At 69.7% G+C, this 26,307-nt stretch carries 20 protein-coding genes and 1 pseudogene; 18 read left to right on the top strand and 3 right to left on the bottom strand.

The genetic code is table 11. From position 1 onward, the window contains the following. The first annotated feature begins 12 nt into the window (after positions 1–12). From V6V89_RS10550 to V6V89_RS10515, 9 genes and pseudogenes are all read left to right on the top strand, one after another. Complete coding sequence (locus V6V89_RS10550) at positions 13–603, top strand: winged helix-turn-helix domain-containing protein (RefSeq protein WP_334618848.1); 591 nt, start codon at positions 13–15, stop codon at positions 601–603. Further along, positions 600–2,159: pseudogene (locus V6V89_RS10545) on the top strand (TPR end-of-group domain-containing protein); the annotation flags it as partial. The gene V6V89_RS10550 and the pseudogene V6V89_RS10545, both read left to right, overlap by 4 nt. Beyond that, a complete protein-coding gene (locus V6V89_RS41680; RefSeq protein ID WP_442935113.1) occupies positions 2,104–2,409 on the top strand; it encodes a polysaccharide deacetylase family protein in 306 nt (101 codons plus the stop codon). The pseudogene V6V89_RS10545 and the gene V6V89_RS41680, both read left to right, overlap by 56 nt. Continuing rightward, entirely contained in the window at positions 2,402–3,985 is a 1,584-nt protein-coding gene (locus V6V89_RS10540; RefSeq protein WP_334618846.1) for a right-handed parallel beta-helix repeat-containing protein, read from the top strand. The genes V6V89_RS41680 and V6V89_RS10540 overlap by 8 nt, the downstream gene beginning before the upstream one ends. Positions 3,986–4,044: 59 nt before the next feature. Beyond that, positions 4,045–6,396: a glycoside hydrolase family 95 protein gene (locus V6V89_RS10535; protein WP_334618845.1), complete on the top strand. Its 2,352-nt coding sequence runs from the start codon at positions 4,045–4,047 to the stop codon at positions 6,394–6,396. 76 nt (positions 6,397–6,472) lie between these two features. Continuing rightward, positions 6,473–7,402: a DUF6282 family protein gene (locus tag V6V89_RS10530; RefSeq protein ID WP_334618844.1), complete on the top strand. Its 930-nt coding sequence runs from the start codon at positions 6,473–6,475 to the stop codon at positions 7,400–7,402. Then, positions 7,399–8,100, top strand: a complete 702-nt coding sequence (locus V6V89_RS10525; protein WP_334618843.1) for a GntR family transcriptional regulator — start codon at positions 7,399–7,401, stop codon at positions 8,098–8,100. The genes V6V89_RS10530 and V6V89_RS10525 overlap by 4 nt, the downstream gene beginning before the upstream one ends. Before the next feature lie 105 nt (positions 8,101–8,205). After that, positions 8,206–8,922, top strand: a complete 717-nt coding sequence (locus tag V6V89_RS10520; RefSeq protein WP_334618842.1) for a 4-carboxy-4-hydroxy-2-oxoadipate aldolase/oxaloacetate decarboxylase — start codon at positions 8,206–8,208, stop codon at positions 8,920–8,922. A gap of 109 nt (positions 8,923–9,031) precedes the next feature. After that, positions 9,032–10,063 (top strand): amidohydrolase family protein, encoded by a 1,032-nt coding sequence (locus V6V89_RS10515; protein WP_334618841.1) that lies wholly within the window; start codon positions 9,032–9,034, stop codon positions 10,061–10,063. Between the two features lie 10 nt (positions 10,064–10,073). On the opposite strand, the gene V6V89_RS10510 is transcribed toward V6V89_RS10515, so the two are convergent. After that, positions 10,074–10,556 (bottom strand): S26 family signal peptidase, encoded by a 483-nt coding sequence (locus V6V89_RS10510; protein WP_334618840.1) that lies wholly within the window; start codon positions 10,554–10,556, stop codon positions 10,074–10,076. Positions 10,557–10,701: 145 nt separating this feature from the next. Here V6V89_RS10510 and V6V89_RS10505 point away from each other — a divergent pair, with 145 nt between their 5' ends. The 7 genes from V6V89_RS10505 (at position 10,702) to V6V89_RS10475 (ending at position 18,361) form a co-directional block, all read left to right on the top strand. Next, positions 10,702–11,250 (top strand): MauE/DoxX family redox-associated membrane protein, encoded by a 549-nt coding sequence (locus V6V89_RS10505; RefSeq protein WP_334618839.1) that lies wholly within the window; start codon positions 10,702–10,704, stop codon positions 11,248–11,250. Between the two features lie 45 nt (positions 11,251–11,295). After that, entirely contained in the window at positions 11,296–11,820 is a 525-nt protein-coding gene (locus V6V89_RS10500) for a peroxiredoxin family protein (RefSeq protein ID WP_334618838.1), read from the top strand. A gap of 17 nt (positions 11,821–11,837) precedes the next feature. Then, entirely contained in the window at positions 11,838–13,631 is a 1,794-nt protein-coding gene (locus tag V6V89_RS10495; protein ID WP_334618837.1) for an ABC transporter ATP-binding protein, read from the top strand. Positions 13,632–13,633: 2 nt separating this feature from the next. Next, positions 13,634–14,425 carry an AfsR/SARP family transcriptional regulator gene (locus tag V6V89_RS10490; protein ID WP_334618836.1) on the top strand — a complete coding sequence of 264 codons (792 nt, stop codon included), beginning with the start codon at positions 13,634–13,636 and terminating at the stop codon, positions 14,423–14,425. A gap of 62 nt (positions 14,426–14,487) precedes the next feature. After that, the gene (locus V6V89_RS10485) at positions 14,488–14,709 is read left to right on the top strand and encodes a hypothetical protein (protein WP_334618835.1); all 222 of its coding nucleotides are present in this window, start codon (positions 14,488–14,490) and stop codon (positions 14,707–14,709) included. A gap of 107 nt (positions 14,710–14,816) precedes the next feature. Continuing rightward, a complete protein-coding gene (locus V6V89_RS10480; RefSeq protein WP_334618947.1) occupies positions 14,817–17,660 on the top strand; it encodes an ABC transporter permease in 2,844 nt (947 codons plus the stop codon). A gap of 8 nt (positions 17,661–17,668) precedes the next feature. Then, the gene (locus tag V6V89_RS10475) at positions 17,669–18,361 is read left to right on the top strand and encodes an ABC transporter ATP-binding protein (protein ID WP_334618834.1); all 693 of its coding nucleotides are present in this window, start codon (positions 17,669–17,671) and stop codon (positions 18,359–18,361) included. Between the two features lie 109 nt (positions 18,362–18,470). On the opposite strand, the gene V6V89_RS10470 is transcribed toward V6V89_RS10475, so the two are convergent. Next, positions 18,471–19,163 (bottom strand): maleylpyruvate isomerase family mycothiol-dependent enzyme, encoded by a 693-nt coding sequence (locus V6V89_RS10470; RefSeq protein WP_334618833.1) that lies wholly within the window; start codon positions 19,161–19,163, stop codon positions 18,471–18,473. 44 nt (positions 19,164–19,207) lie between these two features. Beyond that, the gene (locus V6V89_RS10465; RefSeq protein ID WP_334618832.1) at positions 19,208–24,658 is read right to left on the bottom strand and encodes an ATP-binding protein; all 5,451 of its coding nucleotides are present in this window, start codon (positions 24,656–24,658) and stop codon (positions 19,208–19,210) included. A 164-nt stretch (positions 24,659–24,822) separates the two neighbouring features. On the opposite strand from V6V89_RS10465, the gene V6V89_RS10460 reads away from it, so the two are divergent. Together V6V89_RS10460 and V6V89_RS10455 are read left to right on the top strand one after the other, a co-directional pair. Next, entirely contained in the window at positions 24,823–24,963 is a 141-nt protein-coding gene (locus tag V6V89_RS10460; RefSeq protein ID WP_334618831.1) for a hypothetical protein, read from the top strand. 102 nt (positions 24,964–25,065) lie between these two features. After that, complete coding sequence (locus V6V89_RS10455; protein ID WP_334618830.1) at positions 25,066–26,238, top strand: DUF418 domain-containing protein; 1,173 nt, start codon at positions 25,066–25,068, stop codon at positions 26,236–26,238. Positions 26,239–26,307 lie beyond the last annotated feature (69 nt).

Here is a 26,307-nt window from a genome sequence, read left to right as displayed (position 1 = left end):
TACCTTGCTTACATGTCCGAGGAGATGACCGCGCGTAGTGCCAAGGCGCTGCGCGCGCTGGCCCACCCGTTGCGGTGGAAGCTGATCGACCTTGTGGGCCGCGAGGAGACCGCCACCGCGACCCGTTGCGCCGACGAGCTCGGCGAAAGCGTCGCGAGCTGCTCTTACCACCTGAACATCCTCGCCAAGTACGGCTTCGTCGAGCAGGCGCCCAGCGGGCCCGGCCGCGAGAAGCCGTGGCGCCTGACCAGCTTCAACCAGAACCTCTCCGGCGAGGGCCTCGGCGTCGACGGCGAGCTCGCCGCTCAGGCCGCCACCGAGGTTTTCCTCGACCACGAGCTGAACCGGATGAAGGAACGCCTTCGGCGGCAGGCCCTGGAGCCGGCCGAGTGGCGCGACGCGGTGAGCTTCGCGGGGGTGACGACCGCGCTGACCGCGGAGGAACTACGCGAGGTCACCGCCGCGCTGAGCGAGGTCGCGCAGCGCTTCGCCCGCCGCGCCAGCGACCGCGGCGCGATCCCCGCCGGCGCCCGGGAGGTCCGCATCTTCTTCTCGACCTCGGTCGCCCCACCACCGAAGACCTCCCGGGGAGGCGCCGAATGAGCGGCCAACTGGACATGGTCGCGCGGGCCGAACAGCTGTCGCGATCGCAGCACTGGCAACAGGCCGCGCTCGAATGGCAGGCCGTGGTCGCGGTGAACCCGGTCAACGGGGTTTACTGGGACCGGCTGGCCGAGGCCCGGTTCTCGACTGGCGATTACGCCGGCGCCCTGACCGCCTACCAGCGGGCGGAAGCACTCGGAGTCTGGCCGGTCCGCGGCCCTGAGCGGGTGCCGATCACCTCGATCTTTCCCGGCGAGATCGCGTACCGGATCGCCTCCTGCCACGCGCTGCTCGGCGACACCGACGAGGCTTTGGCCGCGCTGGCGAGGGCGGTGCGCCAGCAGCTGCGCGATCTCGACCGGGCCGCCACCGACACCCACCTGGCATCGCTGCACGACGACCCGCGGTTTCGCGACCTGCTCGGCGCCGGCGGCCACGGCGCCGCACTGTCGCGAGTGGATGGATGGCGCGCCGACCTACGCACACTGCGCCGCGAGATCGACCGCCGGATACCGTTTCGGGAGGTCGTCGACGCCGCCTTCGCCGCCGCCGTCGCCAACCTGGATCGCGCCATCCCCGACCTGGACGACGCGCGGATCGTGGTCGAGATGTGGCGGCTGCTGCGGCGACTCGGCGACGGCCACGCCCGCATCGACACCAGCCAGGCGTTTCCCGACTGGTCACGCTGCCTGCCGATCTGGTTCTTCCTGTTCGACGAGGGCCTGTTCATCCCGCAGGCCGAACCGCGCTACGAAAGCCTGCTGGGTGCGCAGGTCATGGCGATCGACGGGCGACCCGTGCCCAAGGTGGTCGACGCCCTCGACCCCCTGCTGACCCGCGACAATGACTACGGACCGATGGCGAACGCGCCGATCTGGATGCGGCAGCCCGCGTTCCTGCACGCCGTCGACGTCGCCGACGACCCTAGCGTGCTCACCCTCACCGTGCGCCTGGCAGGCGGCGGCGTCCGCGACGTCACCGTGGCCGCCGAAGCCGCACCGAAGCCGCACCCGTGGCCGTCATGGTGCACGCCGACGTCGCTGCGCTTCACCGGCGGCACGCACGGGCCCGCGTATCTGCGCGACGTCGACAACCGCTACTGGTTCGAGTATCTGCCGGCCGAGAACCTGGTGTACTTCCAGTTCAACAGCATCGGCGACAAGCCCGACGAGCCGCTGGCCGCGTTCTATCAGCGAATGTTCACCGCTATCGACGACCACGACGCCGCGACCCTCGTTGTCGACCTGCGGTGGAACGGCGGTGGAAACACCTTCCTCGCCGAACCACTCGTCCACCACATCATCCGACGCGAGCGGATCAACCGGCACGGTGGCCTGTTCGTCATCATCGGCCGAAACACGTTCTCCGCCGCCCAGAACACCACCACCTTCCTCGACCGGCACACCCGCGCTGTGTTCGTCGGCGAACCCACCGGCTCCCGCCCCAACTTCGTGGGCGAGACCGTGCCGTTCCGCCTGCCCTACAGCGCCATCGAGGTCAATGTGTCCGACCTGTACTGGCAGACTTCCTGGCCCACCGACCGCCGCACCGCCATCGCCCCCGACATCTACGCCCCGCCCACCTTCGCCGCCTACCGCGCCAACCGTGACCCGGCGATGGACGCGATCCTCACCCAGCTCGGCTCTGACCACCATGAGCCAGAGCCAGATCCAGTCTCAGCTCAGCCGGACCCAGCAGGCGATCCAGCGGACGGCAGGCGTCGCGCCGGCCCTGTTCCGCCCGCCGTACGGGAAGATCGGCATTGACTGTCATGATTGCCGTCGCTACGATGCGCGACATGGGTAAGCGCTTTCCTGTGGTATTTGCGATTGCCGGCCTCACCGGCGCGATGCTCGTCATGTCGGCATCCGTAGCCCACGCGGCGCCCATGCGCTACGAGGCGGAGAGCTCCCCGGCCGTGTGCTCGGGCACCATCGACTCCAACTGGACCGGCTACTCCGGCAGCGGCTTCTGCAACGGCGCCAACTCCACCAGCGGGTACGCGCAATTCACGGTGAACGCCTCGGCGTCCGGCACAGCGACGCTGGGCATCCGGTTCGCCAACGGGACCACCGGGGCGCGCCCGGCCAACCTGCTCGTCAACGGCGCGACCGTCCAGACGCCGTCCTTCGAGGGCACCGGAGCATGGTCGACCTGGGTCACCAAGACTGTGACCGTGTCCGTCAACGCCGGCACCAACACGATCCGGCTGAACCCGACCGCCGCGGCCGGACTGCCGAACCTCGACTACCTCGACTTCGAGGTCGGCGGCGGCGAGCCGCAACCAACCACCGCGCTGTACGTGGCGACCAATGGCAACGACAGCAACGCGGGCACGCTGAGCGCGCCGCTGGCAACCATCCAGCGGGCGGTCGACCTGGCACAGCCCGGCTACACCATCTACATCCGCGGCGGCACCTACGCACCGAGCACCAACATCCAGATCCTGAAGAACGGCACGTCGAGCGCGCCCATCACGATGCGCAACTACAACAACGAACGGGTCATCCTCGACGGCGAGAACATGCCGTACACCCCGGGCGCGGTCGACTCCAGCATCCCGCGGCCCGAACGCGGCGCCATCCACATCGAGGGCGACTGGTGGCGGCTGATCGGCCTGGAAATCATCCGCGGCCCGTACGGCGTCTTCGGTCTGGACTCCAGCAACAACTACTACGAGCGGCTGGTCACCCGGGACAACTACGAGTCCGGCTTCCACCTGTTCCTGACCTCGAGCAACAACCAAATCATCAACCTGGACTCGTACGGCAACCGCGACCCGCGCAACAACGGCGAGAGCGCCGACGGCTTGGCCATCAAGGAAGGCTCCGGCACCGGCAACGTCGTACGCGGAGCCCGGCTGTGGAACAACTCCGACGACGGGCTGGACTGGTGGATGTTCTCCTCGCCCATCCTGGTGGAGAACAGCCTCGCCTGGGGCAACGGCTTCAACCGCTGGAACCTGCCGAACTTCACCGGTGACGGCAACGGCTTCAAGCTCGGCGGCAACGGCGTGGTCGGCAACCACACCGTGCGCAACAGCATGACGTGGGACAACGCCGTCAGCGGTTTCATCGACAACAACAACCCCGGCCAGCACCGCATCGAACGCTGCACCGCGTGGGACAACCCAGGGACCGGCTTCGACTTCGACCGCTCCGACAGCACGCTGACCAACAACCTCTCGGTCGCCAACGGCACCGCCGTCTCGCTGGGCGCCAACTCCAGCGGCTCGGCCAACTCGTGGGACATCGGCGGTAGTTGGTCGCTGGCCAACACCAACCCCAGCACCATCACCGGGCCGCGCAACGCCGACGGCTCGATCCCGTCCTCCACCTTCCTGCGCCCGTCCAACGGCGCCGACGTCGGCGCCCGATTCTGAGCCAGCCCCAGGTCATCCGTAGTCTGCACGTCTGGAACATCGGATGACAGGGGTTCGTGATGTCCGTGCTCTGGTACGCCGAGCCCGCGACGCACTGGGAGACACAGGCGCTGCCGATCGGCAACGGCGCGCTCGGCGCCATGGTGTTCGGCGGCGTGGCGGTCGAGACCGTGCAGTTCAACGAGAAGACGCTGTGGACCGGTGGCCCGGGCTCGGCGTGGGGGTACGACTTCGGCAACTGGTCCGCGCCGCGCCCCGGCGCGATCGAGCGGGTGCGGCGAGACCTCGACGCGCGGCAGCGGCTCGACCCGAACGAGGTCTGCGAGGTGCTCGGCCAGCCCAAGAGCGGCTTCGGGGCCTACCAGCCCTTTGGCGAGCTCACGCTGCGCCTACCCGCCGACCCGGGCGCGGTCGGGGAGTACCGCCGCGAGCTCGACATCACCCGCGCGGTCGCGCGCGTGTCCTATCTGGACGGCGACGTCCGCCATACCCGCGAGTACTTCGCCAGCTACCCGGACGGGGCACTCGTCGTGCGGTTCGACGCCGACCGGCCGGGCAGGGTCGCGTTCACCGCGGGCGTCCGCGCACCCGACAACCGCGTGAAGAGCATGGCCGTCGAGGGCGGGCGCATCACGTTCGCGGGTGCGCTGACTGACAACAAGCTCAGGTTCGAAGCCCAGATCCTGGTACGCCACGAGGGCGGCTCGCGCACCGACAACCCGGACGGCACGGTTACCGTCGACGGCGCCGACGCGGCCACGCTCATCCTCTGCGCCGGCACCGACTACTCCGACCGGTATCCAACGTATCGCGGACCCGACCCGCACGCCGCCGTCACGGCAGCGGTCGGCCGGGCCGCCGCCAAGCCGTACGAGGACCTGCTGGCTCGGCATGTCGCCGACCACCGGGAGCTGTTCGACCGGGTGACGCTCGACATCGCACAGTCGATGCCGGCGATCCCGACGGACGAGCTGCTGCGGGCGTACCGGGGCGGCGCGACGCCCGCGGACAGGGCGTTGGAGGCGCTGTACTTCCAGTACGGACGCTACCTGCTCATAGCCTCATCCCGGAGCGGGTCGCTGCCGGCCAACCTGCAGGGCGTGTGGAACAACTCGACCAGCCCGCCGTGGGACGCCGACTATCACGTCAACATCAACCTGCAGATGAACTACTGGCCGGCCGAGACCACCAACCTGTCCGAGACCACCGGGCCGCTGTTCGACTACGTCGACGCGATGGTGCCGCCGGGCCGGCACACCGCGCGGCACATGTTCGGCAGCCGTGGCTGGGTGGTACACAACGAGACCAACCCGTACGGCTTCACGGGCGTGCACGACTGGCCCACCGCGTTCTGGTTTCCAGAGGCCGGGGCCTGGCTGGCGCTGCACTACTGGGAGCACTACCTGTTCACCAGGGACGAGACGTTCCTGCGCGAGCGGGCGTACCCGATGATGCGGGACCTGGCCCAGTTCTGGCTGGACGAGCTGGTGGTCGACCCGTGCGACGGCACGCTGGTGGTTTCGCCGAGCTTCTCGCCCGAGCACGGTGACTTCACCGCCGGCGCCTCGATGTCCCAGCAGATCGTGTGGGGCCTGTTCACCAACGTGCTCGAAGCGGGCGACGTGCTCGGCGGCGACGCCGCGTTTCTGGCTGATGTGCGCTCCGCGCTGGGGCGGCTCGACCCGGGAACCCACGTCGGTTCGTGGGGACAGCTACGGGAGTGGAAGGGCGACTGGGACGGCCCGACCGACCAGCACCGGCATGTGTCGCACCTGTTCGCCCTGCATCCGGGCAACCAGATCGCCCCGCTGACAGATCCCGAGTACGCCGCCGCGGCCACGGTGTCGCTGACCGCCCGCGGCGACGGCGGCACCGGCTGGAGCAAGGCCTGGAAAATCAATTTCTGGTCGCGGCTGCTGGACGGCGACCGCGCACACAAGATGCTGACCGAACAGCTGCGGTTCAGCACGCTCGCCAACCTCTGGGACACCCACCCGCCGTTCCAGATCGACGGAAACTTCGGCGCGACCGCGGGCGTGGCCGAGATGCTGCTGCAGAGCCACACCGGCGACGTACACGTGCTGCCCGCCCTGCCCGGAGCCTGGCCCGACGGCTCGGTCACGGGCCTGCGCGCCCGAGGCGACCTAACGCTCGACGTGCGCTGGGCCGGCGGCGCGGCCCGGGAGATCGCGTTGACCGCGGGCGCCACCGGCCCGGTGGCGTTGCGCAGCCCGCTGTTCGCCGGCCCGCACCGGCTGCTCGACGCGACCACCGACAGCGTGGTGCGAGCCGCCGGCAGCGGCGAGCGGGTGACGTTCACCGCCCACAAGGGACACCGGTACGTCGCCACGGCCGGCTCGGCGGTCGGAGCAGGGCTCTTGCGCGGCGACGACGGCGTAGCAGGGGCGTAACGGGCGCAAAGCTGGGCGACGTTCCTTGACGTTGTCGACATGATTGCTAACAATCGTGTGGACATTAGGAGGGAACATGGCCGACAGCGCGCCCGCCCATCCGACTCCCACGGCCTTGGCCCGGGAACTGGTCGCCACCGCGTATGACACGCACGTCCACGTCGCGCCTGACGTGATGAAACGCCGCATCGACGACGTGACCCTCGCGCGCCGGTTCGCCGAGGTGGGCATGGCCGGCTTCGTCCTGAAATCGCACTACGTGCCGACCGCCGAGCGGGCCGAGGTGGTGCGCGGCGTCGTGCCCGGCGTGGACGTGCTGGGCGCCCTCACGCTCAACGGCTCGGTCGGCGGGCTGAACCCGGTGGCTGTCGAGATCGCCGGACGGCAGGGCGCCCGGGTGGTCTGGCTGCCGACAGTGGACTGTGCGAACGAGCGCGCCAGTCGGGCCACCCTGCCGCCGGGGGCACCAGCGCCGATGTGGGCAGCGCTCCAGGACGAGCTTGCCGAGCAGGGGATCGTCGCGCCAACGATCGAGGTGGTCGACGAGGACGGCGGGATCGTGCCCGAGCTGCGGGCCGTCTTCGCCGTCATCGCCAAGCACGACATGGTGCTGGCGACCGGGCACCTCAGCGGTACCGAGATCGTGGCCGCCGTGGACGCGGCGTCCGGCGCCGGCGTCCGGCGCATCATCGTGACCCACCCGGAGTTCACCTCGCAGCAGCTCGACGTGGCGACCCAGCGTCACCTCGCCGCGCGCGGCGCCCTGCTCGAACGCTGCTTCACCACCCCGTACACCGGCAAGGTCTCGTGGGACCTCGTCTTCGAGCACATCCGCGCGGTCGGGCCGGAGCACTCGATCCTGTCCAGCGACCTCGGCCAGCCGTTCAACCCGCCCGTCGAGGACGGGCTCGCGCTCCTCGCGGACCGCCTGCTGGCGGCCGGGTTCACGGCGGACGAGGTGCACACCATGGCCGTGACCAACAGCCGCAAGGTGATCGCGCCATGAGCCCAGCGAGCCCTGCGCTCGAAGTGCGAGGGCTCTCCAAGGCGCCGCCTTCGGCCTCGGCTGCCGTACAGGCCCGGGACAAGCTGCGCGAGGCGATCCTCCGCGGCGAGTACCTGCCGGGCGAACGCCTGGTGGAGGCTCAGCTGTGTGAGCGTCTCGGCGTGAGCCGCTTCAACGCGCGGACGGCCCTGCAGGACCTCGTCGCTGAGGGTCTGGTCGAAATCCAGCGCAACAAGGGCGCCCACGTGCGCAAGGTGTCCATCGACGAGGCCGTCGAGATCACCGAGGTGCGGATGGTGCTCGAGGGCCTGGTCGCGGCGCGGGCGGCCGAGCGGGTCACCCCCGAGCAGGCCGCCGAGCTGGAGGAGATCGGCCAGCTCATGCGGCGCGCCGTCGAGGCGGAGGAGTTCCGCCACTACAGCGACCTCAACCAGCGCCTGCACTCACTGGTGCGGCGGATCGCCGGCCACACCACCGCCGACCGGCTCATCGAGACACTGCGCGGGCAGTTGGTGCGGCACCAGTACATGCTGTCCCTGCTGCCTGGGCGGCCGGCGGTGTCGCTGCCGCAGCACGAGCGGATCATCGCGGCGATCCGCGCCGGCGACGCCAAGGAGGCGGAGGCGGCGATGCGTGACCACATCAGCAGCGTCGTCGTCGCGATGCGCGGCATGGACGTGCTCGGCGGCCTGCCCTGACCGGCACATCGGCGCGGGGTGGACATCCCCGCTGGACGCCGCGCGATACGCCCAAGGACGAGATTGTCGACACGGCTTCCCCAAGTACGCCGTCGAGGAGGAACGATGCACTACGTGGTGCGGTGTGTCGATCGCGCCGAACCTGAGACCGTCGCCGCCCTTCGGGACGCGGGCGTCGCCGCGGCCCACGAGGCGGCCGGCCGGATCGGTCTGCTAGGCCCGGCGATCCAGGCACGCCAGGCAGGCGTCGTGATCGCCGGTTCGGCGATCACTGTGTCGTGCCATCCCGGCGACAATCTCATGATCCACGCCGCGGTCGAGGTCTGCCGCCCCGGCGATGTGCTGGTGGTGACGACGACGTCGCCGTCGACCGACGGCATGTTCGGCGACCTGCTGGCGACATCGCTCATGTCTCGCGGTGTCGTCGGCCTGGTGATCGACGCGGGCGTGCGAGACCTCGCCTCACTGCGCGAGATGCGCTTCCCGGTCTGGTCGCGGGCCGTGCACGCGCAGGGAACGGTGAAGGCCAGTCCCGGCTCGGTGAACATCCCGGTCGTCGCCGACGGGCAGATCGTGCGGCCCGGCGACATCATCGTCGCCGACGACGACGGCGTCCTCGCCCTACCGGCCGCCTCGGGGCCAAGGGTCGCCGACGCCGCGGCGAAGCGCATGGCCAACGAGGCCACGAAGCGCGAGCAACTTGCCGGCGGCGTGCTTGGGGTGGACATGTACAACCTCCGTCAACTGCTCGCCCAGCTCGGCGTGGAGTACGTCGACCGGCTACCGGACGACGATGGGGGCATGACCAGGCCAGCCGACTGATGCGCATCGCCGTACTCGGGCTCGGCGAAGGGGGCGGCGCGATCGCGCGCGACCTCGCCGCCGCCGCACGCGATCTGCTCATCGCTCTACGAGACCAGGAAGCAGGAGCATGATCATCGACTGTCACGGTCACTACACGACCGCGCCGGCCGCGCACACCACCTGGCGAGAAGTCCAGCAGGCGGCGTTCCGGGCAGGCGAGTCGCCTCCCGCGTACCCCACCGTCTCCGACGACGAGATCCGAGAGTCGATCGAGGGCAGCCAGCTGCGCCTGATGCGCGAACGCGGCATCGATCTCACCATCTTTTCGCCCCGCGCTTCTGCGATGGGCCACCATTTCGGTGACGAGGCGGTCAGCCTCGCCTGGACGCGGGCCTGCAACGACCTCATCGCCCGGGTCGTGAAGCTCTACCCCGAACATTTCATCGGCGCCTGCCAGCTTCCGCAGTCCGTCGGTGTCCCGATTTCACACGCCGTCGCGGAACTGCGGCGCTGTGTGGAGGAGCTGGGCTTCGTGGGCTGCAACCTCAACCCCGATCCCAGCGGCGGCCATTGGACGTCACCACCGCTCACCGACGCCAGCTGGTATCCGCTCTACGAAGCCATGGTCGAGTTGGACGTCCCCGCGATGGTCCACGTCTCCGCGGTCACCAACCCGAACTTCCACGCCACCGGATCCCACTACCTCAACGCCGACACGACGGCGTTCATGCAGTTGCTCCAAGCGGACCTGTTCAAGGATTTCCCCGACCTACGTCTCATCGTTCCCCATGGCGGCGGCGCGGTGCCCTACCACTGGGGACGGTTCCGCGGGCTCACCGACATGCTCGGTCGGCCGTCCCTCGATGAGTCGGTGATGGGCAACGTCTTCTTCGACACCTGCGTCTATCACCAGCCGGGCGTCAACCTGCTCTTCGAGGTCGTCGACGTCGACAACATCCTGTTCGGCTCCGAAATGGTCGGCGCGGTCCGCGGAATCGACCCGCGGACCGGCCACTACTTCGACGACACGCGGCGCTACGTCGAAGCCCTGAGCCTCTCGCCTGGTGACCGTGAAAAGGTGTACGAGGCCAACGCCCGCCGCGTCTATCCACGGCTGGACTCCGCGCTGAAGCGGCGCACCCGCGAGGAGGTGAACTGAGAGCCGCACGTCAACTGACGCGCGAGACGCGACATCTGGAGTTGGAACTGAGCCGCTTTACCACCACCCCTTCGATGTCATTTAGCGGCACGAATCCCCATAGACGCGAGTCGATGCTTTGTGAGTTTTCGCCGAGCAGCACGGTCATGCCGTCGGGCACGTGTCGCGAGTGACCGCCAACGGCTGGGGCGACCGATTCTGGGACGGGGTCGCCCGGCAGTGCCGCCACTCGCTTGACGAGCCATGCGGTCGCCGCGGGGTCGGCTGAGGCGCCTCGGGGCCTACCCTGCTGATGGTGCGCGACCACGATGCTGCCCACCCGGAACCGCCGCGTTCGGTGAACCAGCAGGCGGTCGCCGTGGACGAGGCTAGGTCCCATGCTGTCGCCCGTCACATCGATGATCAAGAAGCGACGGCGTGCCGTGGCAACGCCCGCGACGGCCGCCGCGAACGCGATCATGGCGGCGATCACGAACCGTGATTTGTCGATCATGCGCCTCCCTCCACATAAGACTCCCCTCGATGCGCCCAAAGATCAATCGGTTGACACCGCTGGATGGCGCGGGTACGTTCCAGGAACCTGGATAGTTGCTTGCGCATCGATTGGCTTGTGACACGCAGGACATGGGGGAATAGGCGTGGGCGTTGCTGCTGTCGTTGCGGCAATATTGACGGTGTCTGGTGTTCTCGCGATTTCGATAATCGGCAAGGTGCGCACGCGCGTGGGTTTCCACGCGTTCGCCGATGCGATTACAGGCCTACAGGTGATCTCCCCACGTTGGTCCCGTCTGGTGGCGGCCGCATCGATCGCGGCCGAGACGTTCGTGCTGGCTCTTCTCGTCTGGCCGGGCGGCGCGCCCGCGGGTTTGGCCGCGGCGGTGTTGCTTTTCGGCGCGTTCGCCTTCGTGCTCGCGCGGGCCATCCGGCGGGGGTCCACGGTCGGGTGCCACTGTTTCGGGCCGACGAGCGCACCCGTTGCCTGGCGGCACGTCATTCGCAGCGGGTTCCTTGCTGTCGCCTCATTCGGCGCCCTACTCGGCACGATCGCCCTGCCCGCGGTGTCGCTGGGCAGCCTCGACCCACCTCAACTCCTATTGGCCCTTTTCGTGGCGGGCATCGTCGTCATGGCGCTGGTCTGGCTCGACGATTTGACCTGGCTTCTGCGTGGAGCGACCCACGCGAGGTGAGTGCCCGCACGACCTAACGGGCCTCCGGTGATCCAAGGAGACACTGTGCTGTATCTCTCCATCGCTGTCGCGCTGCTGGCAGCACTCGTCCTCGTCGATCTCGTGTTGAGTGCCGCGATCATCAGGCGGCTACGCGAGACCGAGACGAAGCTCATCGAGATGACGACGCCGCCCGCGTCGGAGCTGCAGCTTGGCGCCGCGGTGCCGGAGTTCGTGTCATCGGACGGCCTGGTCTCCAGCGCCGACATCGCGGGCAGTCCGGCACTGATCGGGTTCTTCTCCGCAGGTTGCCGGCACTGTCCGGCCCAGGCTGAGGCGTTGGCCGACCGCGCGGAGGAGATCGGCCGTGCGGGTGTGCGGGTGGTCAGCTTCCTTACCGTGGGCGAAGGCGCGACCGACGAGCTTGCCCCGATGTTGAGCAAGGCCGGCCTACTCGTCACCGAAGGCGACACGAGCGCGGCGATGACGACCTTCCAGGTGCAGGGCACCCCGGCGTTCCTGATGTTCGGCGCCGACGGACGGTTGGTGGCGCGCGGTCACGAGCTGAGCGAGGTATTCAGCAGCCAATGAGGCGGTCGGCATCGTTAATGCGTCGCGCGTTCGGTATCTACTTCGGCGCCGCGCCCTGGGCCGCGGCGGTGAGCATCGTGATCATGGTGGTGGGTGGCCTGGCCGCTGTGGCCACCGCCTGGTTCACGCGAGCGCTCGTCGATGGACTCTCCGCCGACAACCGATCAATGATCTGGGCTGGTGTCGTTGGGTTCGGCGCACTGGCCGTCGTGTCGCCCGTCATCCTGCACGTCTCTCAATACGCGCAGCGAGATGCGGAGCGGCGCGTGACGATACGCACGCAGCAGGAGTTGTTCGCCGCGGTGTCGGCGCATCCCGGTCTGACGGAGTTGGAGGACAGCTCATTTCATAATCGGCTTCGGCTCGCCCACGAAGCGAGCCGCTTCGCGCCGACCCAGCTCAACAGCATGGTCCTGGCGATCGGGCAGGAGACGATAACCGTGGTGGCTTTCGGCGTCACGCTGGTGCGTTGGTCTCCTTTGGCGGGCGCGCTGGTCCTGCTCGCTGCCGCGCCCACGCTCGTGGCCCAGATCCGCCTCGCACGGATGCGGGGAGCGATGCTGGAACGCACCGTGCCGATGTTTCGTCGGCAGAACTTCTACGCCGCTCTCCTGCTCGACATGCGGGCCGCTAAGGAGATCCGGCTGTTCGGGCTTGGCACGTTCTTCCAGGGTCGGCTCCTGCGCGAGCTGCGAGCGGCCCAGGCGCAGGAGCGCCACCAGGACCGTCTGGCATTGTGGGTGGACAGCGCGCTGGCAACGCTGACCGGCGTCGTATCGCTGGTCGCGTTGGCTTTCTTCGTCGCGCGGATTGCGGACGGAGAAGGCACCGTCGGTGACCTGATGGTCGTGATCGCGGCATTGGCCGCGTTGCAGATGTCCGTGTCCGGTCTGGTCCGTCAGATAGCGATGCTCGGCGAGACCTTCATCATGTTCGGCCACTATGTCGACATCACCGCGGTGATCCGCGAGGCGCCGCGGTCCAAGCCGCTGCCCGCCGTGCCGCCGCTGGAGCGAGGCTTGGAGTTCGACGACGTGTGGTTTCGTTACGCTCCCGATCACGACTGGGTCCTGCGCGGTGTCACGTTGCGGATTCCCCGTGGCTCATCCCTCGCGCTGGTGGGCGACAACGGTGCTGGAAAGTCCACAATGGTCAAGCTGCTTTGTGGCTTCCACACTCCTACCCGGGGCGTCATCCGGTGGGATGGCGTCGATATCACCACCGTCGACCCGGCGTCCCTGCGGGCGCGCGTCGGGGCAACGTTCCAGGACTTCATGACGTACGAGTTTTCCGCCCATGACAACATCGCCGTCGGCGACATCAGCGCGATAGACGACCGCGCGCGGGTGCGTGCGGCGGCCGCCACGGCCGACATGGATTCGGTACTAGGCAATCTTCCCAACGGGTACGACACCATGCTGACGCGAGCCTTCAGCGATGGGGATGTGCCCGGGGTCGGCGTGGTGCTGTCGGGCGGGCAGTGGCAGCGGCTCGCGCTTGCCCGAGCCGCCTTGAGGGAGGGCGCTGACCTGTTGATCCTCGACGAGCCATCGTCGGGACTCGACGTGGCGACCGAGCATGAGATCAACCGGCGGCTGATGTCGTTGCGCCGCACGCACACCAGCCTGCTGATCTCTCACCGCCTCAACACCGTCCGGGAGGCCACCAGCATCGCTGTGCTGTCCGGCGGCCGCATTCTCGAACAGGGCAGTCACGATGAGCTGATGGCGTCGGGAGGGCGCTATGCGGAGCTGTTCCGTCTCCAAGCGTCCGGCTATGACGATGCTCTCGCAACGAGGGCGGCGATGTGAACGTGAACGCTGATACGTCGCTTCGGGTGTCGTTGTTGGGTCCGCTCGAGGTAACCGTCGAGGGCCAGCCGATGGCCATCGGCGGCTTGGGAAAGCGGGCGCTGCTGGCGACGCTCGCCCTCAATCTCGGCACGGTGGTCGGCGTCAGCCGTCTCGTCCAGGTCATTTGGGACGATCACCCACCGATGACGGCAACGACGAAGCTGCAGGGCCATGTCTCCGCACTGCGGCAGAGCCTCGTGCGGCTCGGCGGGCAGGACGCCGTGAACGTACTGCAGACCCGCCCACCGGGCTACGTGTTGTGCGCTCACCGCACGTCGACCGATCTCGCGCGCTTCGACGAGTTGACGCGGCGCGGGGCGGGTGTACGGCTTCCGGAGGGGGCCGAGCAGCGGGTCGCGTCGCTCTCCGCGGCGCTGCGGCTGTGGCGGGGGAACGCCTGCGTCGACGTCGGGTCCGCGGGGGTGGCGGTCGTGGCGGCGTCGCTGGACGAGCGCAGGTGGCGGGCGATGGAGGATCTCGCCGAGGCGCAGCTGGTACTCGGCGACCACAACGCCGTCATCGACGCGATGGAGCCTCTCGTACGCCAGTGGCCCTACCGGGAGCGAGCCTGGGAGCATCTCATCGAGGCGCACATGAGGCGTGGCGACGTCGCGTCCGCCCTGGCCGTCCACGACCAGTTGTGCCACATCCTGGCCGCGGAACTCGGCGTCGTACCCGGTCAGCGGATCGGCCGGCTGGTCAGCATGATTCGCACGGGCACCGGCGTTAGCGCACCGTTAGTGGATCGGTAGCGGCTGATGACACCGTGACCTGTGCCGACAAACCGTCGGACCGACGGGGAAGGGGAACGAACATGGCGAGCATCAATAGGCTGGGCGACAGGCTGCTGGCCAGGCTGCTGCCGAGGGCCAAGGCATCGGCGTGCAACGTCTGCACGCGCGCCTACGTCGGGTGCGGCGGGCCCTTCTGCTACTACTACTACAACAAGGTGGTCGCGGGTCAGGTTCGCTGCTACGCCAACACGGCGGACTACTGCGACGCGCCATCCGTGAGCTGGCGCGGTGGCTGCTGCTGATCGTCGAACCGCCGCTGCCGCCGGCCGGACAGATGTCCGGCCGGCGGCAGCATGTTGAAGGGCATTAGGATGCCGGGGCGTGGGCGGGTGGTGACGTAGTGCTCGGGATGGCTCTGTCGCAGTGGCGGGTGCGGCTGCGCCGATCGCTGGCGTTGTTGTCGATGATCGCCGTGGCGGTGGCCGGGTTCACGCTGCTCACCGGCGCCGCGGTGACCTCGCGTCTGGACACTGTGGGCACCGTGACCGCCAACTACCGTCCCGTGTACGACCTGCTGGTGCGTCCCAAGGACGCTGTGCTGCCGCTGGAGCAGCAGCGCAATCTGGTCCAATCGGGTCAACTGGCTGGTATGCGCGGCGGGATCACCGTTGACCAGTGGCGGGAGATCCAGGCGACGCGGGATGTGTCCGTCGCGGCGCCGGTCTCCGTGATCGGGTACGTGATGCGGACCGTGCCCGTGACGATCGACCTGTCGGATGTGCTCGACCCGACCGCGGAGCGCCAGGTGCTGCGGGTGCAGCCGACCTGGGTGACGGACGCGGGGTTGAGCCGGATCCCGGACGGGCCGGCGTATCTCTACGTGACGCGTAACCGGCTGGATGTGGTGCCGAACAGCGAGCTGAAAAGCGGCGGGGGACTGCCGCCGCCAGAGGAGGTCGACGCCGATGGCCAGCGGGTGAGGATCTGCCCGGTGGCGGCGTCCATCGGCGAGCGGGACTGGCTCCAACCGACGGATCTACGAGCCCGGTCGTCGTTGACGTGCGTCGGCGGTGCTGGGTCGACGGATCGGGAGGGGAAGGCGATGCGCCCGGTCGTCACCCTGGTGTGGACGGTGCCGTTCCTGATGGCAGCGATCGACCCCGACTCGGAGGCCGCGCTCGCGGGGTTGGACCGGGCCGTCACCTCGGGCCGGTATTTCACCCCGGCCGAGGCGCCGACGGCGCATCGCCTGGAGGGGATGCCGTATCCCTACGCGAAGCTACCGATCCTGATCGCGGACCAGCCCCAGGTCGACGCGACGCTCAACGTCGACGTGCGGCGGCTCGACCCGGGCGCGGCGGACCTGGTTCGCACCTCCTCGGACGACCAGCGCCTACGAGCCGCCCTGGGCGACGAGCCCGGCACGCCGGTCGCGCAGCGGTCGACATCGATCGAGGAACCCTACCGGAACATGGTCGACCGGATGCTGCACCCGGGGGAGTTGGGCGTCGAGTACGACCTGGCGACCTCGAACACCATGTGGCTCCACCAGTTCTGGACCGTCGGGCCGGCGAATACGGAGCAGGCGGGCGACGGTCTGAGTGCTCAGCCGGATCCGTACGACCTGAAGATCTGGGGCCAGGGTGCCGACGACGGCGGGTCGTCACGCTACGTTCCGATGGAGTTCGCCGACACCAGCGTGCGCAGCGGTGTCGCCATCCATCGCAACACCGCCCACGGGTACCAGGTCCAACCGGGGGAGGTCCAGATGCCTGATGCCGCGCTCGGCGCGGTGGGCACCTTCGACCCGGCCAAGGTATCGCTGGGCGGCGCGTTGTCGGCGGTGCCCATGGACACCTACTTCAACCCGGGCGCCGAAGGCGCCGACGAGGCGTCGCGGCAGGCGTTGGGCGGCAAGCGACTGTCGCCGAACGCGAACGTCACCGGTCTGTTGAGCCAGCCACCGCTGATGCTCACCACGATGGCGGCGCTGCCGTCCATCTTCGACCCCGGCGCCTACACCACCGAACCCTCCTATCCCGAATACGAGCTCAACACCGCCGCGCCGATCAGTGTGGTGCGGGTCCGGCTTGGCGGAGACGTGGGCATCGACGCGGTCTCCCGGGAGCGGGTACGGGTGATCGCGGAGGAGATCGCGCGCCGCACCGGCCTCCAGGTCGACATCACCCTCGGGTCGTCGCCCACCGGAGTGACGGTGCACTATCCCGCGGGCAACTACGGGCGGCCCGACCTCGCCGTGGCCGAGCCGTGGGTGCAGAAGGGCGTCGCGGCGGTGCTGGTCAGCGCGGCCGACCGCAAGAGCGTGCTGCTGTCCATCCTGGTACTCGCGGTGTGCGCGCTGGCGGTGCTCAACGCCAACACCGCCGCCATCCGCGCCAGACGCAGCGAGTTCGGCATCCTCGCCTGCCTCGGATGGAACCGAAGGCAACTCGCACAACTGATGTTCACCGAGATTGCCGGCATCGGCCTCGCCGCGGGCGTCGCGGGCACCGTTCTCGCGCTCGCGTTGGCATTGGCCTTGGGGCTGAACGTCACGTGGAGCCACACACTGCTCGCCATTCCCGCGGCAGTGGCCCTCGCCCTGCTCGCCGGTGGCTGGCCGGCCTGGCGGGCCGCCCGCCCCGATCCCGGTGAGACCGTCCGCCCCGCCGTATTGGGTTTCGCCGTGCGCCGGCGGGCCCCGCGCCGGGTGGCCACCCTCGCCCTGGCCAACCTGGTCCGCACGCCCGGTCGCACCCTGCTCGGCGCGATGAGCCTGATGATCGGTGTCGCCGCGCTGACGATGCTGCTGGCGATCACGTTCGCCTTCCGCGGGGCGGTCACCGGCACCCTGCTCGGTGACGCCGTCACCCTCCAGGCCCGCACCGTCGACTACGTGGCCGTAGCGGTCACCATCGTGCTGGGCATCGTCTCCGTCGCTGACGTGCTCTACCTCAACATCTCCGAACGCGCCGCCGAGTTCGCCCTGTTCGGCGCCGTCGGCTGGACCGATTCCGTCCTGCACCGCCTGGTCGTCATCGAGGCCGTCGGCATGGGTGTCATCGGCGGCACCCTCGGTGCCGCGGCCGGCCTCGGTGCGGCAGCGGCCTTCGTCGGCGGGATCACCGCTGCGATCGTGTGGTGTGCCGTGGCCGCCCTGGCATTCGGTATCGCCGTCTCCGCCGTATCGGTTGTCGTGCCGATCGCGATGCTCCGCCGGCTGCCCACCGCCCAACTGCTCGCCGAGGGATGAAGACCACGATGGACCGGACATCGCCCGAGGCGTTGGTGTGTCTGAAGGGCGTGCGAAAGAGCTTCCCGCTGCCCGGGAGCGCGCCGCTGGTGGCCGTCGACGACGTCAGCCTTTCGCTCGCCGCCGGCACCGCCGTCGCGTTGACCGGGCCGAGCGGCTCGGGCAAGTCCACGCTCCTGCACCTCATCGGCGCCATCGAAAAAAGCGACGAGGGCGTCATCGACGTCGCCGGAGAGCGGGTTACCGGGTTGTCCGGCCGGGCGCTGGCGGCGTACCGGCGAAGGATCGGGTTCGTGTTCCAGCGATTCCACCTGCTGCCCACGCTTACCGCCCTGGACAACGTGATGGCGCCGCTGATTCCGTTCCGCACCGACTTCGACAAGGCCGCCCGCGCGCGGGAGCTGCTGGCGATGGTCGGGCTCGCCGACCGGTCCTCTGCCCTGCCGTCGCGGCTGTCCGGCGGGCAGCAACAGCGGGTGGCCATCGCCCGCGCGCTCATCAACCAACCGGTCCTGCTGCTGGCCGACGAGCCCACCGGCAATCTCGACAGCCAGACCGGCACCGCGATCGTCGATCTGCTGCTGAGCCTGCGTGACGAGCACGGCACGACCCTCATAATGGCCACCCACGACGCCGACATCGCCGCACGCTGCGACCGCGCCGTCCACATGCGAGACGGCCGCCTCACCGACGTGGACTGATCCGAATGGTGGATGGGGCCACCGTTTGAGGCTCTGGGGCCGTCCTGGGCACCGGTGACCCGGCTTCGGCTCCCGATGCGCGGCCCCCGAGGTCGACGGGGCGTAGCGCCTATGGAGATAGCGTCAGCCAGGTGATGCCGAGCTGGTCGAGGTTGTCGCGGTCGGTGGCCGTCAGCGGGGTACGGCCGGTGGCGTAACGGATCAGGCCGGCGCTGTCCGTGCCGAGCACCTGGCGGGCCTGCGGCGCGCGAGAGCCGAGCAGCAGCCCGTCCACGATGTCGGCGGCTTCGGGGGTCAGCCACGGCGGCGCGCCGAGCGCGTCCGCGAGATCGATGCCGTGGACGGCGAGTTCGAAGACCCGGGTGACCTGGAAGTCGGTCAGGCGCATCGGGTCGCCGTGGCGGGTGGTGACCAACCGGTCGCCGGGTACGCCGCCGGCCGCGGTGACGACGGCGCGCCACTGCCGGTCGAACCAGTCGACCAGCTCGTTGTTGGACTGGCCGGCGGCGAACTGCTGGGCGCTGTCGACCCGCGCGGCGTCCACCGCCTGGTCGAAGCGCCGGTCCGCGACGAAGTATCCGGCGGCGGTGACGGGCGGGCCGGGTGGCGCGGGCAGGGCGAGCATCTCCAGGGTTCGAGAGACCGCCACGGCGGTATGCGCGAACTCGTCCCTGACCGTCCATGGTGGACAACACGTCGGCCGGTCCCAGCCTGCCGAAGGTACCGCGCGCATCGCGGCGCTGAGCGCGGCGGCCTCGGCGCGGAAGGCCGTGGCAACCTCGGCGGCGTCGGTGTCGATCATCAGGCCAGGTTAGTCGGTCGACCGGGCACGGCGGCGTCTGACAGCTACGTGCCGGCGAGGCCGCGCTCGATCGCCGCGATGATCTCCGGACGCAGCTGCTCGGACCGGATGATGGCGTCGACCGAGCCGACCTCGACCGCGCGCTGGATGCTGTGCACGGCGTCGAACTCGGCGGCCACCACGCCAAGCTTCTCGGCCCGCACCGCGGCGCGGACGTCCTGCAGGCGTTGGAGCAGGGCGGCGCGTTCGCCGCCGCTCGCCGCGCCCGCGCGCGCCTCGAGGTCGGCTACCCGCGGGTCCTTGGCCGTTCGGGCCTTGACCTCACCGGCGAAGACCACGGCCGCGGCGGGTGCGCCGCCGATGACGGAGGCGAACGAGCCCTCCACGGCGAGCACGGTCATGGCCGGGTTGAGTGCCTTCGAGAACACCACGAAGGCTCCGCCGTGGTAGCGGGAGATGACGCAGAACACGATCGGGCCGCGGAAGTTGACGATCGCCCGGCCGATCTCGGCGCCGTACTCCAGCTGCAGCAGCCGCATCGACTCCGGTGAGCCGTCGAAGCCGGACAGGTTGGCCAGTACGACCAGTGGGCGGTTGCCGCTGGCCGCGTTGATGGCCCGGGCGACCTTCTTCGACGAGCGTGGGAACAGGGTGCCCGCGGTGTACGTGTCGGGGCCGTCGGTGGGTGGGAACCCGCGCCGGGGCACTGACCGGGACTCGACGCCGACCAGACACACCGGGAAGCCGCCGAGGTGGACGTCCTGAACCACCGCGGTGTCGGCGTCGGCCATGCCGGCCCAGCGTTCCAGGATGGGGTGGTCCTGGTCGGCGACGGCGCGCATCACGGCCCTGATGTCGAACGGCTTCTTGCGGTCCGGGTTGCGTTCGGAGGAGAAGATCTCGCCGACGGTCGTGAAATCGCTGTCGGGCGCCGCGTGCGGGTAGTCGCGTACGTCGCGGTCGGTCGGGTCGCTGGTGGCGGCGCGGCGCGGCTGGCTTTCACCGCGGGCGATGTAGGTGTGGTTGTAGTGCGCCAGCAGGACGTCGCAGGCGGCGCGCAGGTCCGGTGCCCAGTACTGGGCCTGCCCGTTCGGGCCCATCACCCGGTCGTAGCCGCCGATGCCGTAGTTGTCCTCCGCGGACACTCCGCCAGAGAAGTCCAGGGACTGCTTGCCGGTGAGCACCATCGCCGAGTCCGGGGTCATCACGAGGATGCCCTTGGTGTGCATGAGCATCGTGGCTTCGGCGTTCCAGTACGGCTGGGCGCCGACGGTGATCCCCGCGACCACGATGTTGATCTCGCCGCCGGCCTGGGTGAACTCCACGATCCGCTTGAGCGCGGCGGCCACCCAGTCCATGTTCTCGGTGCCCGAGCTCATCGAGATGCGGGCTCCGGACGACAGCGCGAACCAGTCCACCGGCACGCCCATCCGCTCGGCCAGATCGAGCGCCGCGATCACCCGTGCGCACTCCGGTTCGGCGAGCGCGCCCAACGACTTGGTGGGGTCGCCGAGCAGCACCACCCGGGTGACGCCCTCGGGGTGGCGTTCGGTCGGTGTGCTGACCACGCCGGCGACGATGCCGGCGCGGTTCTGGCCCTTGGGTCGCTGCACCGGCACCAGCGCACCGTCTTCGGCGAGGTCGTGCTCGACGAAGCTGCCACTCGAGCCGGCCAGCATCTCGGTCAGCTCGTACGGATAGGTGGCGCCGCGCCGGCGTGCGACGAGCACCTTCTGGCGGTAGTCGTCGAGCGGCTGGATCGCCTCGTCCGTGGGCTCGGTGATCGTCACCCGCATGCCCGCGTCGTAGGAGATCCGCACCGCGATGTCGACGAGTTTGCCGGTGTTCCGGTCGCGCTGCCGGCCGAGGAACAGCACCTCCTCCAGGCCGGCGTCGGCGGTCATCGGCAGCAGCCGGTGCGCGACCGAGTTCAGGTCGTCGATGCTGAGCTCGTTCAGCGGCCAGACGTAGATGGTGATCCGGTTCGTGTCGAACCGCTTTTCCCTGGGGCGCCGCGCCTGCGCGGCGCGGATCGCGTCCAGGCAGGCGGCCAGGGCGCCCTCGATCGCGGGCAGCGCGATGATGCGCCCGTCGCCGTCGCGCAGCGGTGTCAGGTCACGCACCTGCGCCATCGCGGCGAGCCGCTCGTCGGCCGGGTTGTCCGGGGCGACACAGTGGAAGACGTACACCTCTTCGTCTGCCGACGGCACCCGGGTCAGGGTGAAGTCGCGCAGCCGAGGCAGCTGGAGGCGCTGGGCGATGAGCGGGTGCAGCCCGCGGATGAGCCGGTCTTCTCCCAGGCCCGCGCGGAAGGTGAAATGGTGGTGCATCGCGGTGCCGGTGCGCCCGGCGACCGAGACCGTGACCCGCGCCAGCACCGTGAGCAGCCCGACCCTATCGAGGCTCTCGTGCAGCGTCGCGGCCATCGCGTCGGGGTCGGGCTGGTCGGGCCACGTCAGGTAAAGATCCGCGACACCGTCCGCAGTGGACAGTTCGGCGACCTGTGCCAGTGCCGCGGGCAGCTCGCTGATGTCCGCGGCCGTCGCGATCAGCCGGAACCGCTCGCCGTCGCGGTTGTACTCGGTGGTGAACAGCGACTGCCCGTCCACCTCGACGCAGCGAGCCTGTGTGGTGCCGCGGTAGCCGTAGTAGCGGCGGCTGAGCACCTCGAGCATCGGCCCGTGATCGGCTCCTGGCCTGCCGATGCGCTGGGCGAGCAGGCGAACCAGCGGCTCCGGCGAGGCGACCATCGTCGCGATCCGCTCGGCACGGTCGGGTGCGGTTGGGTTGTCGTCGAGGTAGCGCAGGTGACCGCGCACGTTCGAGTACACCTCGGCCCGCTTGCGGCGCAGCAACGGCTGGGCCGCCCAGCGGAACACCACGCCGCGGGCCAGATCGCCGACGGCCGGGAACCGCAGCTGGGTGGCGAAGACGAGGTGCTCCAGCGCCTGCCCGACGACCTCGCGCAGCCGCGTGGTCGGCAAGGGTTCGGTCAACCACTCCCGCAGCAGCGTGACGATCACCGAGGCGTCCGACGAGGCCCGCTGCTGCGCGAGGTAGATGCGGAACACGGCCTCTTCCAAGGCGGGCGTGCGCTCGAAGCCTTCGACGCCGTAGTGGGCGAGCGCCCGGGCGAGCCGGGTACGGAAGGTGTCCGGCAGCGCCGCCCGGTCGACGTCGAGACTCTGCAGGTACGCGTGGAAGTACTCGCGCGGGCTGTGCACGCGGTTGTCGGCGTTGGTCTCCTCACCGGCGGGCCGGTTGCGGCTGAGTTCGGCCAGATCGGCGAACACCTGCAGCAGCTCGACCTCTTCTTCGAGGGGAGCGTGACCCAGTTGCGCCCGTACGGCCAGGTAGTCCGACAGCACCCGGCGCTCGTCGTGCGGGTCGACGTCGTAGCCCAGCAGCAGGCTGCGCAGGTCGGCGATGCCGCGCGCCACCCGCTGCTCGGCGGACAGGTCGGCCGGCTCCGGTGGCAGGCTCAGGTCAACCGCCTGCGTCTGGGCGGCCTCGACCGCGGCACCGTCACCGATCGGCTCGAGGCGCAGCAGCGGGGCGCCGGTGGCCACCTGACTGCCGACGGAGACCAGGCACTCGCGTACCAGCGCCTTGACCGGTGCGCGCAGCACGGTCTCCATCTTCATGCTCTCCAGCACGAGTACCGGGGCACCGGCCTCGACCTCGTCGCCCACCTGGATCGGGGTCGCGACGACCAGCGCCGGCGCGGGGGAGCGCACCACGCCTCCTTCGTCGCGCCCGACGCGGTGCGTGATGCCGTCCACCTCGACCAGATGGATCGGCCCGTGGGTGTCGGTGACCAGCCGGAACCGCTGACCGTGCATGAGCAGCTGGCCGGTGTGCTCGTCGAACCTGTCGAGTTCGGCGTCCACAGTGGAGGACTGTCCGATCCCGATGCGGAACCGGTGCGGCCCGACCTGCGCGACGCGTACCTTGTAGGTGCTGCCGCGCAGCTTGAGGTCGATCGGCCGGCCGCTCTCGTGCTGCACCTGCGGGCGACCGCCATGGGCGGTCGACAGCAGCCGCTGCCGCTCGACGAACGCCTCGTCCTCGTACGCCTCGATCGCGGCGGCGGCCAGTGCGACGCCGGAGTGCTTGGTCGAGACGAGGCCGCCCTCCTCGCGGACCCGGTCGATCCAGCCGGTGTCGGCGCTCGCGTCGATCACCGCGGGTTCGTTGAGCAGGTCGAGAAGGAAGCTCTTGTTCGTCGCGCCGCCCTCGATGATCACCGTGGTCTCGGCGACGGCGCGGCGCAGCCGGCCGAGCGCCTCCTCGCGGGTGCGGCCGTACGCGATGATCTTGGCGATCATCGAGTCGAAGTCGGCCGGGATCACGTCGCCCTGGCCGACGCCGGTGTCGACCCGGACGCCGGGCCCGCTGGGCAGCACCAGGCGCACGATCCGGCCCGGCGCGGGCGCGAAGTCTCGGTCGGGGTCCTCGGCGTTCAGCCGCGCCTCGACGGCGTGCCCGACCTCGGTCGGGATCTGGCCACCGAGCCGGCCGCCGGCGGCCACGTGCAACTGGGCCTTGACCAGGTCGACATCGGTGGTGATCTCGGTGATCGGGTGCTCGACCTGCAGGCGCGTATTGACCTCCAGGAAGGCGAACAGGCGCTCGCGAGGGTGATAGAGGAACTCGACCGTGCCGGCACCCCGGTAGTCGACCGCGAGCGCGAGCCGTTCGGCGGCCGCCTTCAGCTCCCGCACCTGCTGCGGGTCCAGTACCGGCGAGGCGGACTCCTCGATGACCTTCTGGTTGCGCCGCTGCACCGAGCAGTCGCGTACCCCCAAGGCCCACGCGGTGCCCTGGCCGTCCGCGATCACCTGGACCTCGACGTGCCGGGCGCCGGTGACCAGGCGCTCCAGGAACACGACGCCGCTGCCGAACGCGCGCTGCGCCTCCAGGCTGGTGCGCTCGTACGCCTCGGCCAGCTCCACCGCGTTGCGTACGACCCGGATGCCCCGCCCGCCGCCGCCCGCGGTCGCCTTGAGCATCAGCGGGTAGCCGATCTCGTCCGCCGCCCGCTGAGCGGCGTCGAGGTCGGCCACGGCGCCGCGGCTCCAGGGCGCCACCGGTACGCCGACCTCCTCGGCGATCAGCTTCGAGCCGATCTTGTCGCCCAGCTTGCGCATCGCCTCGGCGCTGGGGCCGATGAAGGTGATCCCGTTCTTCTCGCACAGCTCGGCGAAGGCCGGGTCTTCGGCGACGAACCCCCAACCCACCCACGCCGCGTCCGCCCCCGTCTCGGCCAGCGCCCGGGCGAGGACCGCGTGGTCGAGGTACGGGCGGGCCGAGGCGGGGCCTAGGCAGTAGCTGTGGTCGGCCTCGCGCACGAACGTCGCGGCCCGCTCGCCGTCGGTGTAGAGGGCGATGGTCTCGATCGGCGAGGCCCCCGTCTCAGCGTTCAGCTCGCGAACGGCATGGATGAGCCGCATGGCGGCCTCACCCCGGTTGACGATGGCGATGCGGCTGAACACGGAGCAAGCCTCCAAGCTTGTACACGGACGTGACGCGGCGGGTCCCCGATCACCAACCCTTGTCGCCACCGTACGGTGTGGAAACCATCGACACCGCCACCAGGGGACAACAATAGTTGTAGGAACCCTCCAACATCATCCCGGGAGGCGTCGGGACGGTCGCGGTGCACCTCGGCCAGGTCGCGCAGCGTGTACGCCTCCACGCCGCGGTCCACCTGCCGGCCTACGGAGGCTTCGCCGCCGTACAGGGCGCCGGCGCGCTGGCCGGTGGCGTCGCGGTCGGTGCCCTGTATCAGCAGTTGTAGCCGATAGGTTACGACTGCCGGGCCAAGGCTTGGCCAATGGTCGTACCACGGTCGACCTTGTGCCGACGAATCACCGGTCGCCCGTTGCGCAGACTGCGGGGCATGACGACCAGTTCACCGGTGCGGGTGCCCGGTCCGACCGCTGTCAAGGAGCGGGCGTTGGGTCCCGACCTCGCGCGCGGGTTCATGCTGCTGTTCATCGCGCTGGCGAACTCGCACTACTTCCTGCGGGGGACCACGGTGCTGGGCGGGTATCCCCAGGACGGCTCGGCCCTGGACTCGGTCGTCACCTGGACGATCGCCACGTTCGTCGACGGCCGGGCCTTCCCGATGTTCGGCCTGCTGTTCGGGTACGGCGTCGCCCAGATCGTGCGCCGTCACGAGGCCCTCGGGAAATGGCCGGTCCGCCGGCTGTTGTGGCGGCGCAGCCTGGTCCTGGTGGTGGTCGGGTTCGCGCACGCGATGCTGCTGTATGTCGGTGACATCCTCGCGGCGTACGGCGTGCTGTTGCTCCTCGGCGCCTGGGCCGTGCGGTGGCGCAGCCGTTGGCTGGTGGTGTTGGCGGCCTGCTTCTTCCTGCTGACGGCGTTGCCGTCCGATGCCTCGCTGTCGACCTCCAGCGCGGCTCCAGACGCCTCCGCCCTGCCGCCGGACCTGTCCACGATGTTCTCATCACGGATCGGCGTGCAGCCGTTCGTGATGCTGCTCGGGCCGGTCGGGTTCGCGTGCCCGTTCCTCATCGGACTGGTCATCGGGCGCCTGCGGATGCTGGAGCAGCCGGGGCGGTACCGGCGCCTCCTGACCGCGACGGCGGCGATCGGGATCGGCGTCGCCGTCCTGGGCGCGCAGCCGGTGTCGCTCATGCTCGCCGGCGCGACCGGCGTGCCGGACGCCTCCACATTGGAGCTGATCGGGCCCCTGCACGACGCGACCGGAGTGCTGGGAGGCTTCGGGTACGCCGCCCTCATCACGCTGCTGGCGGACCGGCTCGCCGGCCGGCGCGGCCGGATCGTCGAGGCGGTCGCGGCCACCGGCCAGCGGTCGATGACCTGCTACCTCGCCCAGTCGATCGTGTGGGCACTGGCGTTCACGCCGTTCCTGCTGGACCTGGCCGGCACGCTGACCGTCGCCACCACGGCGCTGCTCGCGGTCGCGACCTGGATCGCGACCGCGCTCCTCGCCGACCGGATGCGCCGCGCCGGCAACCGCGGCCCGTTCGAGCTGCTCGTCCGCCGCGTGACCTACGGAGGGCTACGCCGTCGCGCCGGGGTGTAGGACGAGCCAACCCGGTGTGGGCGTTTCACACCCACTCACGGCGTCGATCAAGGAGATCTGCGTCGATCA

It is taken from the genome of Micromonospora sp. CPCC 206061 (assembly GCF_036906915.1).
Lineage (GTDB): Bacteria > Actinomycetota > Actinomycetes > Mycobacteriales > Micromonosporaceae > Phytohabitans.
Note: the sequence above shows the minus strand (reverse complement) of the source record. Positions and strands in the feature narration are given on the sequence as shown.